A 13,764-nucleotide genomic window follows, 5' to 3' on the forward strand; every position below is an offset into this window, starting at 1 on the left:
GGCCCGCGAAAAAACGAGGAGTCTGCTGTGACAGATCGACGGACAGACGATGCCCAACCGCACGATGAAGGCGACGGCCAGCTGAGCCCGGCCCCGGCAGGGGCCGGGTCGCCGGAGTCCGGTGCTGCCAGAGCGCGACCGGGTGACGAGTATCACAGCGAACTCCCGCCGCACACCTTCGACAACCTCGCCGCCGCCTTGCCGGAGAGCTTCGTCTCGCTCGGCGCCGCCGGCCTGCCCAGGTCCGCGGTAGCGCCCCGCGCCGCGCACGACCCGGCCACCCCGACGGCGGGCGCACACCCCGGCACTCACACCATCGAGATCGTCACCCCGCAGCCGGCGCGGGGCGTCACAGCTCCGCTGGGCGCGAGCGGCACCGCAGCGGCAGCGCTGTCCCGCAACACCGGACCCACGAGCGCGGCAACGGCCAGCCGGCGCGACCGCACCCGAACGGACGCCGTCGCCCCGGAATCCGCATCGATGCTCACCTCCGACCGGCTGCTGGAGATCAACCGCAAGACCCGGCGCCCGCCGAACGGCAGCTGGAACCGGTTCGTCTACAACGCCACCTTCCACCTGGTCAACCTGGGCGATTCGGCCGCCGTGCGCGCGCACCGGGCAATGGACGAACGCATCCAGAAGCAGTTCGAGGGCGGCGCGAGGTTCGTCCCGATCCTCACCCGCAAGGGCGGCGTGGGCAAGACCACCGTCACCGCACTGCTCGGCATGGCCATGGCCGACGCCAGGGAAGACCGGATCATCGCCGTCGACGCCAACCCCGACCGGGGCACCCTGAGCGAACGGGTGTCCAAGCAGACCAGGTCGACGGTGCGCGACGTCGTGACCAAGGCCGCCTCCATCGGCGGCTTCACCGATTTCTCGGCGTTGGTATCCAGGGACGAGACCCGTCTGGACATCCTGGCCAGCGACACCGACCCGCTCCTGTCCGAAGCGTTCGACGAGAACGACTACAACGTCGTCGCCGACCTGGCGGCCCGGTTCTACTCGATCGTCCTGACCGACTGCGGCACCGGGATCGTGCACTCGGTCATGCGCGCGACCCTGCAGCGCGCCGATTCCATCGTGATCGTGTCCGGCGGCAGTGTCGATGAGGCCCGGTTGGCCTCCGAAACGCTGACCTGGCTCGAGGCCAACGGTTACGGTGAACTCGTTCGCAACGCCATCGTCGCCCTCAATACCGCGACCCAGGGCACCAACCTGGTCAAGCTCGAGGAGATCGAGTCGCACTTCCGGTCCCGGGTTCGCGAGATCGTGCGGATCCCGTACGACCCGCAGTTGGCCGCCGGCAGTGTGGTGTCCTTCAAGGACCTCAAGCCGATCACCCGACTGGCCGCGCGTACCCTCGCTGCCCTCGTCGTCGAAGGGTTGCCGGCCGAGCGCCGCGCCTGACTCCCTCGCACCGTATCCGTTCCATCCGTTCCATCCGTTCCATCTGATCCATCCGTTCATCCTGAAGAGAGTTTCCCCGTGCCCGAACGCCAGATCCGCCTGCTGGGCGATCCCGTCCTCAAGACCCGCTCAGAGCCGATCGGCACCATCGACGCCCGGGTGCGCAGCCTCGTCGAAGACCTGGTGGACAGCGTGAAGCTGCCGGGCCGGGCCGGCGTTGCCGCGGCCCAGATCGGCGTGAACCTGCGTGCCTTCAGCTACAACATCGACGGGGACATCGGCTATATCCTCAACCCGGTTCTGGTGGAGCTGGCGGGGGAGCCGGCGATGGTCGACGAGGGTTGCCTGTCGGTGCCCGGCCTGTGGTACCCGACCAAGCGCTACCCGTTCGCCAGGGTTACCGGCATCGACCTGGCCGGCAACCCCGTCGCGGTATCCGGCGAGGGCCTGATGGCGCAGGCTCTGCAGCACGAGACCGACCACCTCGACGGGCTGCTCTACCTGGACCGGCTCGACAAGGAAAACCGCCGTGCGGCGATGAAGGAAGTGCGCGAGTCCGACTGGTTCTAACCTGTAGAGGTTGTAGCCGACACAGACGAACGAGCTGCCCCGCTGTAGCCGGGCAGCTCGTTCGTGTGTGCGCGCCTAGTCTTGTGCGGTCTCGCGCACCGGCACGGCTGCCGTCATCGGGTTCGCACCGTAGAGGTTCTGGATCTCGGCGGCGAAGTCCCGGAGGATCACGTCCCGCTTGATGCTCATCTTCGGCGTGAGGTAGCCGGCCGCCTCGGTGAGTTCGATGGGCAGCACCACGAACTTGCGGATGGACTCCGCCCTGGACACCGTCTCGTTGGCGTGGTCGATCGCCCGTTGGACCTCGGCAAGGACCTTCGGGTGCACCGACGCGTCCATGAGGGACATCCCGGCGTCTTCGTGGTTGTTGTTCAACCAGACCGGCAACATCTCGGGGTCGAGGGTGACCAGCGCCGCGATGAACGGTTTCTGGTCGCCGACCACGACGACCTGGCCGACCAGCGGGTTCGACCGGATCGGGTCTTCGAGGGCTGCCGGAGCGACGTTCTTGCCGCCGGCGGTCACGATGATCTCTTTCTTGCGCCCGGTGATCGAGAGGAACCCGTCGTCGTCGAGGGCACCGATATCACCGGTCTTCAGCCAGCCGTCGTCGAAGACGGCGGCGGTGGCTTCCGGGTTCTTCCAGTACTCGGTGAAGACGTTGACACCCTTGACCTCGATTTCACCGTCGTCCATCACCCGCACCGAGACACCGGGCAGCGCCGGGCCGACACTGCCGATCTTGGACTTGGTGGCCAGGTTCACCGTAGCGGGGGCCGTGGTCTCGGTCAGGCCATAGCCCTCGAGGATGACGATGCCCAGGCTGTGGAAGAAGTGGCCCAGGTGAGCACCGAGCGGCGCGGAGCCGGAGACGGCGAATTTGACGTTGCCGCCCATCGCGGTGCGCAGCTTGCTGTAGACCAGCCTGTCGAACAGCGCGAACTTGATCTTCATGCCCAGCGGGATCCGCTCGCCGGCCTCGACCAGCTTGGAGTGCGCCACGGCGACCTCGGAGGCGGCCTCGAAGATCTTCCCCTTGCCGCCGGCCTCGGCCTTCTGCTCGGCGGAGTTGTAGACCTTCTCGAAGACCCGGGGGACGGCGAGGAGGAAGGTCGGCTTGAAGCTGCCCAACGACGGCAGCAGCTGCCGAGTGTCCGGCTGGTGACCCACCCGGACGCCACCGTGCACGCAGAGCACCGCGATGAAGCGGGCGAAGACGTGCGCCGTGGTGATGAACAACAGGGTGGATGCGCCGTTCTCGTCGGTGAGAACGGGCTTGAGGGCGATCCCGGCGTTGCGGCTGGTCTCAACGAAGTTGGCGTGGCTGAGCACGCAGCCCTTGGGCCGGCCGGTGGAGCCTGACGTGTAGATCAGGGTGGCGATGTCGGAGCCGACGGCCAGACGACGGCGTCGCTCGATTTCGGCATCCGGAACATCGACGCCCCTGGCGGCGAGCTTGTCCAGGTCGCCCAGGTCGATCTGCCAGACCGTCTCAACGTCGGGCAGGTCGGGGTGCACCTCATCGAAACGGGCGAAGTGGTCCGCGGTCTCCACGATCAACGAAGTCGCGCCGGAATCGCTGAGGATCCACTGCACCTGGCTGGGCGAACTCGTCTCGTAGACCGGCACGAGCACCGCGCCGGCGAACCAGACGGCGAAGTCGATCAGGGTCCATTCATAGCGGGTTTTGCAGGTCAGGCCGATCTTGTCGCCGGGCTGAATACCGGCGGCGACGAACCCCTTGGCCAGGGCGACGACCTGGGCGTGGAAGGCGGCGGTCGTAACCGGAAGCCAACCGCCGTTCTCGGGCCGGGAGAACAGAACCAGCTGCGGGGTCAAGGCGAGACGGTCGACCAACAGGTCGGTGACGTTCGCGTTCGGGTCTGAGGGGACGACGGCGGGCTCATCGAACTGTTTCACGGTAACTCCTTTGGCACCGGACGGGTAAGTGCGACCACTCTAGCCGCTGAATCGACACGAACCTGCGATTCTCCCGGCGGCGTAGTCATTTACTACACTCTAGGGGGTGCCTTGCGTGGTCGATCAGGTCGCTGCGTGCCCCGTTCCCTTTTTGAGCCGACCTGAAGAACTTCCTGTTGCTCCACCAACGAAAGGTGCGCTCGTGCACGCCATTGGGATTGACATCGGCGGAACCAAGATCGCTGGTGCCCTCGTCGACGAATTCGGAACCATCATCAAATCGGATCGTCGACCGACCGACGCCGCGAACCCGAGCGAGATCGAAAACGCTGTCGTGGAGATGATCAAGGATCTCTCCGCCGGCGAAGACGTCATCGCTGCGGGTGTCGCCGCTGCCGGGTTCATCGACGCCGCCCAATCGACCGTGTACTACGCCCCGAACATCAACTGGCGCAACGAACCGATGCGCGAGAAGCTCGAGTCGCGCCTGTCGCTGCCGATCATCGTCGAGAACGACGCCAACGCCGCCGGATGGGCCGAATTCTGCTTCGGCGCCGGCCGCCTGTACAGCGACATGGTCACCCTCACCATCGGCACCGGCGTCGGCGGCGCCATCGTCTCCAACGACCGCCTGTTTCGCGGTGGCTTCGGCGTGGGCGCCGAGCTGGGCCACATGCGCGTCGTTCCCGACGGCCTGCCCTGCGGCTGCGGCGCGCACGGGTGCATCGAACAGTACGGCTCCGGCCGTGCGTTGGCCCGCATCGCCAACGAGTTCGCGGATGCCGGCGGCATCGGCCTGGGCCTGGCCGCCGCCCGTGGCAAGCGCGGCAAGCTCACCGGCAAGGACATCGGCCGGCTGATCCAGGACGGCGACCCAGGCGCCCTCGCGGCGCTGCGCCAGTTGGGCACCTCGCTCGGCCAGGCCTGCGCCAGCCTCGCCGCGGTGCTCGACCCGCAGGTGTTCGTCTTCGGCGGCGGTGTCGCCGCGGCAGGCGAGCAGCTCCTGGAGCCCATCCGCACCGCCTACCTGGCCAACCTGCCAGCCCGCGGCTATCACCCCGAGGCAGAGTTCGCGATCGCGGAACTCGTCAACGACGCCGGCGTCGTCGGTGCCGCCGACCTCGCCCGCCGACACGTCACCGGTGAGTAGGCTGGCTGTGTTTCTCCACCGCGTGTTGCGCGACTGCGCCGGCCGGCATCCGCTTATCTAAGGACACCGATGTTCTACTGGTTCATGAAGAATGTTGTGGCCGGACCGCTGCTACTCGGCCTGTTTCGGCCCTGGGTGATCGGGCTGGACAACATCCCCAAGGAGGGCGGTGTCGTTCTGGCGAGCAATCACCTGTCCTTCATCGACTCGGTCTTCCTGCCTCTGGTGGTGCCGCGCCGGGTGGTCTTCCTCGCCAAGAGCGAGTACTTCACCGGCACCGGCCTCAAGGGCTGGGCGACCAAGCAGTTCTTCAAGGCCACCGGCCAGCTGCCCATCGACCGCTCCGGGGGCAAGGCGTCGGAGGACTCCCTGAACACCGGCCTCGCGGTCCTGAACGGCGGGGGAGCTCTCGGTATTTATCCCGAGGGCACCCGCAGCCCGGACGCCCGGATGTACCGGGGTCGCACGGGTGTGGCCCGCATGGTGTTGGAGGCCGGCGTCCCCGTCATCCCCGTGGCCATGATCGACACCGAGAAGGCCATGCCCACCGGCACCCGCATCCCCAAGGTGCGCCGGATCGGCATCGTCATCGGGGAGCCGCTGGACTTCAGCCGGTTCGAGGGAATGGAGGGTGACAGATTCGTGTTGCGCTCCGTGACGGACGAGCTGATGTACGAACTGCGCCGCCTCAGTACCCAGGAGTACGTCGACGTGTACGCCACCAGTGTCAAAGAGAAGCGCGCCAGCCTTTCACGCTAGGCTCGAATATCGTTCATCCCAGACCCGCGCTCGTGCGGGCCGCATTAGAGAAAACAGGCTCAGTCCCGTGGTAGACCCCACCGAACCGGTTGTAATGGCAGACAAATCTGTGATCGCCGGACTGGACTATTGGCGCACCCTTCCCATCAAGCAGCAGCCGGCCTGGCCGGATGCCGATGCCGTCGCGGCCGCCTCCGCCGAGCTGGCCACCCAGCCGCCGTTGGTCTTCGCCGGCGAGGTGGACATCCTGCGCGACCGCCTGGCCGAGGCGGCCCGCGGCGAGGCCTTCCTGCTGCAGGGCGGTGACTGCGCCGAGACCTTCGGCGGCGCCACAGCGGAGCAGATCCGCAACCGGGTGAAGACAGTGCTGCAGATGGCTGTCGTGCTCACCTACGGTGCGTCGATGCCCGTGGTGAAGATGGGCCGCATGGCCGGTCAGTTCGCCAAGCCCCGCTCCAGCGACTTCGAAACCCGCGGCGGCGTCACCCTGCCGGCCTACCGCGGCGACATCGTGAACGGCTACGACTTCACCCCGGAGTCCCGCGAGGCCGACCCCGACCGGCTGGTGAAGGCGTACCACACGTCGGCGTCCACCCTCAATCTCATTCGCGCCTTCACCCAGGGCGGCTTCGCGGACCTCCGCCAGGTGCACAGCTGGAACCAGGGCTTCGCCAAGAACCCGGCCAACCAGCGTTACGAGGGCCTGGCCAAGGACATCGACCGCGCCATCAAGTTCATGATCGCTTGCGGGGCCGATTTCGAGGCCATGCGTCGCACCGAGTTCTACACCAGCCACGAGGGCCTGCTGATGGACTACGAGCGCCCCATGACGCGGATCGACTCACGCACCGGAACGCCGTACAACACCTCGGCGCACTTCGTCTGGATCGGCGAACGCACCCGGGAGATCGACGGCGCCCACGTGGACTTCCTGTCCCGCGTGCGCAATCCGATCGGCGTCAAGCTCGGCCCGAGCACCTCGATCGACGACATGCTGCGCCTGATCGACAAGCTCGACCCGAACCGCGAGCCCGGCCGGTTGACCTTCATCACCCGGATGGGCGCCGGCAAGATCCGCGACGCCCTGCCGCCGCTGCTCGAGGCGATCAAGGCCAGCGACGCCATGCCGCTCTGGGTCACCGACCCGATGCACGGCAACGGCGTCACCACGCCCACCGGCTACAAGACCCGTCGCTTCGACGACGTCGTCGACGAGGTCAAGGGCTTCTTCGAGGCGCACCGCGCCGTGGGGACGCACCCCGGCGGCATCCACGTGGAGCTCACCGGCGACGACGTCACCGAGTGCCTCGGTGGCTCGGAACACATCGACGAGGCCGCCCTGGCGACCCGCTACGAGTCGCTCTGCGACCCGCGGCTCAACCACATGCAGTCGCTCGAACTGGCGTTCCTGGTCGCCGAGGAGCTCGCGGCCCGCTAACCCGCACGACCAGCACCACCGAGTTGCCCCGTTCCGGACGAGCTGCTCCCGTATCCCGGGGCAACTCGTCCGTAGCGGGGCATCTCGCATCTGACGCCAGCAGGAGACGGTAGGTCTAGCCGAAGGGGTTGGTGGGGGTCAGGGTGATGGAGCTGCCCTTGGCCGCGAGGGTACCTGCCGCCGGATCCGTCGACTTGATGCTGATGATCGCCGCAATGGCATCCGCGGCCAGGTTGTAGTTCAGCTTGAAGCCGAGGTCGGTGAGCACCTGCTTGCCCTCGCTCCAGGCCATCCCCACCACATTAGGGATCTCCACCGGCTCTGGGCCGCGGGAGACCGTGAGGATGAGAGTCGAGCCTGCCCGAATCGGACCCTCCTCGGCAGCGGCGACCGAGATGACGTCGCCCTCTGCGATGGTGTCGCTGTAGGTTTCCTCGCCTGCTGTGGCGACGAGGCCCTTGTCTTCGAGGATGCTGACGGCGTCATCGAGCGACTCCCCACCGACGTCGGGGATGGGTCCGAGCGACACCACGAAATTGACGTTGAGCCCCTCGAAGTAGTCACCGCCCGCCGAGATGTCGCTGCCGTCGCTCTCCCGGCTGGCCGAGAGCACCAGGCCCTCCTCGACGTCGCCGTTGAACACCTCGTCGACCTCACCGGGAACCGCCTTCGCTTCGGCGATGGCCGAGGCGGCGGCATCCGCGCTGAGACCGGCCAGCGGCGGCAGCGTGATCGGCGCGGGTCCCTGCGAGACGTTGAGGGTCACCGTGCTGCCCTGGGCAACTCGGGCCCCGTCGCCGGGGTCGGTGCTGACGATCAGCCCGGCCGGGATCTCGGTGCTGTATTCGGTGCCCTGCTCGGCGACGAGGCCGAGCCCTTCGAGTGTCGCCGTAGCCTCCTCCGGGCTCACCGAAACCAGGGAAGGAACCTGGACCTCCGAACCTGGACCGGCACCGAAGTACCAGCCGACACCGCCGGCCAGGGCGGCCAGGAACACGATCAGGGCGAACAACCAGTAACCCCGGCGGCGGCGCTTCGTGGCACTGCCCGCGAGCTGGGCGGTGTTGTCGGGTTCGTCGTCGTCTGCTGGCGTGACTGCGGCGGCGGGCGCGACAGCCAGAGGGCTGCGGCCGAGGATTTGGGTTTCGGCGTCGGCCGATGCGGCCGCGATGCCCCGGGGGAGCACCATGGTGGCCTGCATGGCTGTGTCGCCTTGGGGCCGCACGAGTTTTTCCACGTCGAGAAGCTGGTCGAGCATCACTCTGGCATCACGGGGACGCTCTTCGGGGTCGCGTGCCGTCGCCCAGAGCACGAGTTCGTCGAGCTCGGTGGGAGTGCCGGGCGCGACCAGGCTGGGCATCGGCACGGTGTCGTTGGCGTGCTGGTACGCCACCTGCATGGGAGCCTCACCGACATACGGCTGCTCGCCCGTGAGCATCTCGTAGGTCATGATGCCCAGGGCGTAGATGTCGCTGCGGGCGTCGGCGATGCCGCGGGTGACGAGTTCGGGGGAGAGGTAGGCCACGGTGCCGAGCAGGGCCTGACCGGTGGCGGTGTTGTTGTTCACGGCGCGGGCGAGGCCGAAGTCACCGATCTTGATGCGACCGTCGTCAGCGAGCAACACGTTCTCAGGCTTGACGTCCCTGTGCACGATGCCGGCCTTGTGTGCGGCTGCGAGACCCGAGAGCACCGCCTCGAGGATGTCCATGGTCTGCTCGGGCGTGAGCTTGCCGTAGTCCTTGAGCAGGTCACGCAGCGTGATGCCGGGCAGGTGCTCCATCACCAGGTAGGCGATGTCGGCATCCTGGCCCTGGTCGAACACGTTCACCACGTTGGGGTGGGCGAGTCGGGCCGCGGAGCGGGCCTCCTGGATGAAGCGACTGCGGAACGCATTGTCGTCGGCCAGGTGGCCGTGCATGATCTTGATGGCCACCCGGCGCTCGAGGCGCAGGTCGGTGGCGAGGTACACGGTGGCCATACCGCCGCGGGCGATCCGGGAGCGCACCTGATAGCGGCCGTCGATGAGCCGGCCGATCATGGGGTCTGTGGGGCTTTCGGTCACCCGATGAGTCTACGGAAAAGTCGGGCGTTCCTCTGGACGGCCCGCAGCGCGGCGTGACACGATTCGGTCACTGATCCTTCGGATCGCCGGTTTCAGCCGAGGTCGGCAAGCCAACTGCGGGCGGATGCTTCCCAGTTGGCGTAGAGGTCGGGGTGTCCGGACAGCTGAACGGCCTGTGCCGCCTGGGTGACCGTCATGGCCTCCCAGCCCGGGATGTCCAGGAGCCCACGGGTGATGCCGGGGTTCGGGTTCACCGATCCGCCGAAGAAGGCCCGGGTGGCCCGCTCCGCGTCCATGACCTGCTCCTCGGTGCCCCAACCGGAACTGGGGCGCTGCTGGAAGAGGCCGAGCGAATCGCGGTCGCCGTAGTCGATGTTGCGCATGCCGGATTCCTGCGCGGCGGCGGCCAGAGCCACGACGAGGGCGGCATCGCTCGCGCCGGCGTCCCGTCCGACGGAGATGATCAGGCGGGCGTTCGCGGCCATGTCCGCTGTGAGGGGCGTCACGGTACCGCGGGCCGGAGCGGGTGTGATGACCACGGCGGGGACAGCGTTGAGGACCGGTGCGGTGCTTGTGGGTGCGGGGCTCGCGGATGCGGCGCCGGGGAGGGTCAGCACCTGGCCGGGGTAGATGATGCTCGAGTAGCCCAGGCCGTTGGCTTCGAGGATCGCCTGCACCGAAACGCCGGCGCCGGTGGCGACCTTGTCCACGGTGTCGCCGGCCACCACAGTGTGGCTGCCGGGCGTCGAGGCCCTGACAGTTGTCGAGGCGACCGTCGTGACGGGGGCAGCGGCCGAACCGGAGGCGGGCAGCACGATGACCTGGCCGGGGAAGATGATGCTGTTGCGGCCGAGACCGTTCACGCTGAACAGGGCGTCGGTGGGCACCCCGTGGGCGGCCGCGACGCCGCTGAGCGTGTCGCCGGACTTGATGGTGTACCTGGTGAGTTCGGTCGCGACAGGGGCAGGGGTGGCGGCGACGGCGATCGGCGCCGTGGACAGGGTGAGAACCTGGCCGGGGAAGATCACGGCGGACCAGCCCAGCCCGTTCAGGGCCAGGACCGAGGCCGTCGACAGGCCGAACTTGCCGGCGATGGCGCTGATGGTGTCCCCGTCGACGACGGTGTACTGGCTGGGTGCGGGCGTCGCCGTGGCCGGCTGAACGGCCTGCGCCGGCTTCACGGCGACCTGCGGCACCGTGGTGCGGCTCTTCAACGGCTTCTTGAGGGCGGTGGCGGCCTGGGCCGGTGACGCCAGGTTGAGCACGATCGCGAGGGTGCTCACCACAACAAGGGGAATGCTGGCGAAGGCGCCGATGGACCGCCGCATTCCGGTCGGAGCCGGACGGTGCCGTGCTGAGCTGGTCTCGACGGGGGAGTCCGGTCGGACCGTCCCCGTTTCGATCTTGCTGGCTCTAACCGACATGACGCTCCGCTCGTTGACTACTCGTCGACAGCTGTCTCCGTGAGAGCTGACGTGTCCTCAACGCTGACACAGATGGAATGCCGAGTCAATTAACCACGCGGGTACGCCGCAGGAAGTGTCAGGAATTGGCGACGAAGCAGGGGTTTGTCGGCGATGACGAATCATGGGAAGCTTGAGGAGTGACCGAATCGTCTTCTGTTCAAACATCCGCCTCCGGCCCAGACTGGCTCGACATTCCCGACCTCGTAGAGGTCCTCGGTATCAGCCACAGCCGGGTTCGGCAGCTCATCGAGGACAAGCACCTGCTGGCCGTCCGCCGCGACGGCAAGGTCAGCGTGCCCGCCTCCTTCATCCGTGATGGCGCGCCGGTCGGTGAGCTTCGCGGCACCCTGATCGTGCTCGCCGACGACGGTTTCACCGACGACCAGGCCATGGAGTGGCTGCTCGAGGTGGACGACAGCCTCGGAGTTCCCCCGATCGACGCACTTCTGGCCGGCCGCAAGGCCGAGGTCCGTCGCGTCGCTCAAGCCCTGGCCTGATCGCACTTTCGATCCACGCCCCCGCGCCCCCGTCGTTAGACGAGGTGGCGGGGTGCTGAGACACGCGCCGCGCTACTAGAAGACGCGCCGCGTCACCGTCCCGGCAAAGTCGGTCAGCTCTGCCGCGACCCCGGCCGCCACGTCCGAACCGGTCAACGCCTCCAGCGCCTGGCCGACGTTCTGCTGGATGAGGGTCTCCACCCTGTCGACGGCTCCGCTGTCCACGATGATCTGTTGCAACGACAAGATCTGATCCGGCGTCAGGTCGGGCCGGCCGAGCAGCCGGTCGACGGTGTGCAGCGAGGACGTGTCCAGGCGCTCCCTCGCCAGAGCGATCAGGACTGTGCGCTTGCCCTCGCGCAGGTCGTCCCCGCTGGGCTTGCCGGTCACTGCTGCGTCCCCGAAGACTCCGAGCAGGTCGTCCCTCAGCTGATAGGCGATGCCGAGCGGCAGGCCGAAAGCACGCAGGGTGTCCAGCTGGTCGTCGGTGGCTCCAGCGAGAGCGGCGCCGATCACGAGGGGAGCCTGAACGCTGTACTTGGCCGATTTGAAGATGATCACCCGCACGGCGCGGTCGAGGAGCTCCGCCTCCGGCTGGGTGAGCCAGGCGCGTTCCTCGAGGATGTCCAGATACTGGCCGGCCGTGACCTCGGTGCGCATCAGGTTGAACTCCCGCCGCGCGCGACGGGCGCTGACCCGGTCGGGGGCGTCGTCGAGGCCCTCGTCGAGTAGCTCGTCGCTCCAGCCCAGCAGGAGGTCGCCGAGCAGGATCGCCGAGGCCCGGCCGAAGTCACCGGGGCTGCCCGCCCATCCTTCGGCGCCGTGCAGGCTCTCGAAGCGGCGGTGAGCGGATGGCGCACCGCGGCGGGTGTCGGAATTGTCGATGATGTCATCGTGCACGAGCGCCGCGGCGTGGAAAACCTCCAACGCCGAGGCGACCGACACGATGCCTGCGGTCCCGCCCTGCACGCCGGCGGGAGCGCCCGCCGCGGGGTGCCCGGGGGAGGCCGTAACGCTCTGCCAACCGAGGTGGGCGAACTGGGCCCGGAAGCGCTTTCCGCCGCTGAGAAACTGCCGTGAGAAGTCGACCAGCACAGCCAGGTCGCCGCTGATGGTCGTCACAATTGACTCACGCGTATTGATGAATTCGTCGATACGAGAATGAACCAGATCGACCAGTCGAGTGCTTTCGGTCACCTGCCTAGCCTAGCCATCTCGGCGGGACTAGAATTAGGGTCTAATCCGCTCGATCCCCAATTGGAGGAATGAGATGCCGCTTTCAGAACAAGAGCAGCGACTCCTCGAAGAGATGGAGCGCAGTCTCTATCACAACGATGCCGAATTCGTGGCGAGCGTTGGAGGCACCCGCCTCCGCCCCAACTACCGTTCTATTGTGCTCGGAGTACTCGCCGGCGTCGTCGGGATAGCGACTCTTGTCGCCGGTGTCGCGGTGCAACAGCTGTGGCTGGGTATCGTCGGATTCATCATCATGTTCGGAGGTGTGCTCCTGGCCATCACGCCTGGCCGCACAGCTCGGGCGACGAGGCCGTCGTCCAGCCAGCCCCGCCGTCCGGCTCAAGCTCGCAGCCAGCAGGGCTTCATGGACAAGCTCAATGACCGCTGGGACCGTCGACAGGACGGCCAGCAGTAATCACTCAGCAGTAACCACTCAGCAGTAACCACTCAGCAGTAACCAGCAGCGCCCGCCCTCACCCAGACGGCGGGCGTTCTGCATTCCCCGGCTCCCGGCTCCCGTCGCCCGCCACCCCGAACCCTCCCTTTTCACCCACTTCGTCTCACCAAACAGGACCGGCCACCAGGTCGGTCCATTTTTGCGCCCAAAATGTCCCCAAACGGCCCCAAAGCGTGGGATTTTCCTCCACCCAATGATTCCCAGTGTTTTCAGGGATAATCAAGCAAGTTCGCAGCAATATCGCGCGTTTTCCAGACGCGGTGGTTGATAGTGGAGTAAAGTGGAGCAACACCTGACCTTGGCCGGAAGAGAGGGGTGATGAATGTTCCTCGGGACCTATGCCCCCAAGCTCGACGAAAAAGGACGCGTCATCCTGCCGGCCAAGTTCCGCGAGGAACTCTCGACCGGCATCGTCATGACGCGCGGCCAGGAACGGTGCCTGTACGTCTTCACCTCGCGTGATTTTGATGAGGTGCACGAAAAGATCCGCCAGGCGCCCATCACGAGCAAAGAAGGGCGCGACTTCTTTCGTGTCTTCCTGTCCGGAGCTAGCGCCGAAACACCCGACAAGCAGAACCGGGTGACCATCCCCGCCAACCTCAGGGCCTACGCGGGCCTGGGCCGCGACCTCACGGTGATCGGCGTGGGCAACCGCGTGGAGATCTGGGACACCGAGGTCTGGGACCTCTACCTCATCGAGCAGGAAGCCTCGTTCGCCAACATCACGGAGGAGGTGATTCCGGGACTCTTCTAGCTCCTGGTTCCTGACTCCCAGCCGTTGCCCTCCTGACACACTTCC

12 protein-coding genes are annotated in these 13,764 nt (G+C 67.0%); 8 read left to right on the top strand and 4 right to left on the bottom strand.

The features are described from left to right. Positions 1-27: 27 nt before the first annotated feature. A complete protein-coding gene (locus E3T22_RS08900; RefSeq protein WP_240632444.1) occupies positions 28-1,410 on the top strand; it encodes a MinD/ParA family protein in 1,383 nt (460 codons plus the stop codon). Between the two features lie 78 nt (positions 1,411-1,488). After that, positions 1,489-1,980 (top strand): peptide deformylase, encoded by a 492-nt coding sequence (gene def, locus E3T22_RS08905; RefSeq protein ID WP_088456043.1) that lies wholly within the window; start codon positions 1,489-1,491, stop codon positions 1,978-1,980. Positions 1,981-2,055: 75 nt separating this feature from the next. Here def and E3T22_RS08910 read toward each other — a convergent pair whose 3' ends face one another. After that, positions 2,056-3,900, bottom strand: coding sequence for a long-chain fatty acid--CoA ligase (locus E3T22_RS08910; protein WP_088456044.1), 1,845 nt, complete (start codon positions 3,898-3,900; stop codon positions 2,056-2,058). Between the two features lie 202 nt (positions 3,901-4,102). Here E3T22_RS08910 and E3T22_RS08915 point away from each other — a divergent pair, with 202 nt between their 5' ends. From E3T22_RS08915 to E3T22_RS08925, 3 genes are all read left to right on the top strand, one after another. Next, entirely contained in the window at positions 4,103-5,050 is a 948-nt protein-coding gene (locus E3T22_RS08915) for an ROK family glucokinase (RefSeq protein WP_088456045.1), read from the top strand. 69 nt (positions 5,051-5,119) lie between these two features. After that, entirely contained in the window at positions 5,120-5,809 is a 690-nt protein-coding gene (locus E3T22_RS08920; RefSeq protein ID WP_088456046.1) for a 1-acyl-sn-glycerol-3-phosphate acyltransferase, read from the top strand. Between the two features lie 94 nt (positions 5,810-5,903). After that, positions 5,904-7,247 (top strand): class II 3-deoxy-7-phosphoheptulonate synthase, encoded by a 1,344-nt coding sequence (locus E3T22_RS08925; protein ID WP_088456047.1) that lies wholly within the window; start codon positions 5,904-5,906, stop codon positions 7,245-7,247. A gap of 115 nt (positions 7,248-7,362) precedes the next feature. Here E3T22_RS08925 and pknB read toward each other — a convergent pair whose 3' ends face one another. Both pknB and E3T22_RS08935 read right to left on the bottom strand, forming a co-directional pair. Further along, positions 7,363-9,309: a Stk1 family PASTA domain-containing Ser/Thr kinase gene (pknB, locus tag E3T22_RS08930; protein ID WP_134480810.1), complete on the bottom strand. Its 1,947-nt coding sequence runs from the start codon at positions 9,307-9,309 to the stop codon at positions 7,363-7,365. Positions 9,310-9,401: 92 nt separating this feature from the next. Continuing rightward, positions 9,402-10,733 (bottom strand): LysM peptidoglycan-binding domain-containing protein, encoded by a 1,332-nt coding sequence (locus tag E3T22_RS08935; protein ID WP_240632445.1) that lies wholly within the window; start codon positions 10,731-10,733, stop codon positions 9,402-9,404. Between the two features lie 179 nt (positions 10,734-10,912). On the opposite strand from E3T22_RS08935, the gene E3T22_RS08940 reads away from it, so the two are divergent. Beyond that, complete coding sequence (locus E3T22_RS08940) at positions 10,913-11,272, top strand: Rv2175c family DNA-binding protein (protein WP_103431709.1); 360 nt, start codon at positions 10,913-10,915, stop codon at positions 11,270-11,272. A 75-nt stretch (positions 11,273-11,347) separates the two neighbouring features. Here E3T22_RS08940 and E3T22_RS08945 read toward each other — a convergent pair whose 3' ends face one another. Beyond that, positions 11,348-12,469, bottom strand: coding sequence for a polyprenyl synthetase family protein (locus E3T22_RS08945; protein ID WP_088456051.1), 1,122 nt, complete (start codon positions 12,467-12,469; stop codon positions 11,348-11,350). A gap of 73 nt (positions 12,470-12,542) precedes the next feature. On the opposite strand from E3T22_RS08945, the gene E3T22_RS08950 reads away from it, so the two are divergent. Both E3T22_RS08950 and mraZ read left to right on the top strand, forming a co-directional pair. Beyond that, entirely contained in the window at positions 12,543-12,923 is a 381-nt protein-coding gene (locus E3T22_RS08950) for a DUF3040 domain-containing protein (RefSeq protein WP_088456052.1), read from the top strand. A 364-nt stretch (positions 12,924-13,287) separates the two neighbouring features. Beyond that, positions 13,288-13,719 (top strand): division/cell wall cluster transcriptional repressor MraZ, encoded by a 432-nt coding sequence (gene mraZ / locus E3T22_RS08955; RefSeq protein WP_088456053.1) that lies wholly within the window; start codon positions 13,288-13,290, stop codon positions 13,717-13,719. Positions 13,720-13,764: the final 45 nt, after the last annotated feature.

Origin of the sequence: Cryobacterium sp. TMB3-10, from assembly GCF_004402305.1 — a bacterium.
Taxonomy (GTDB): Bacteria; Actinomycetota; Actinomycetes; order Actinomycetales; family Microbacteriaceae; genus Cryobacterium; species Cryobacterium zongtaii.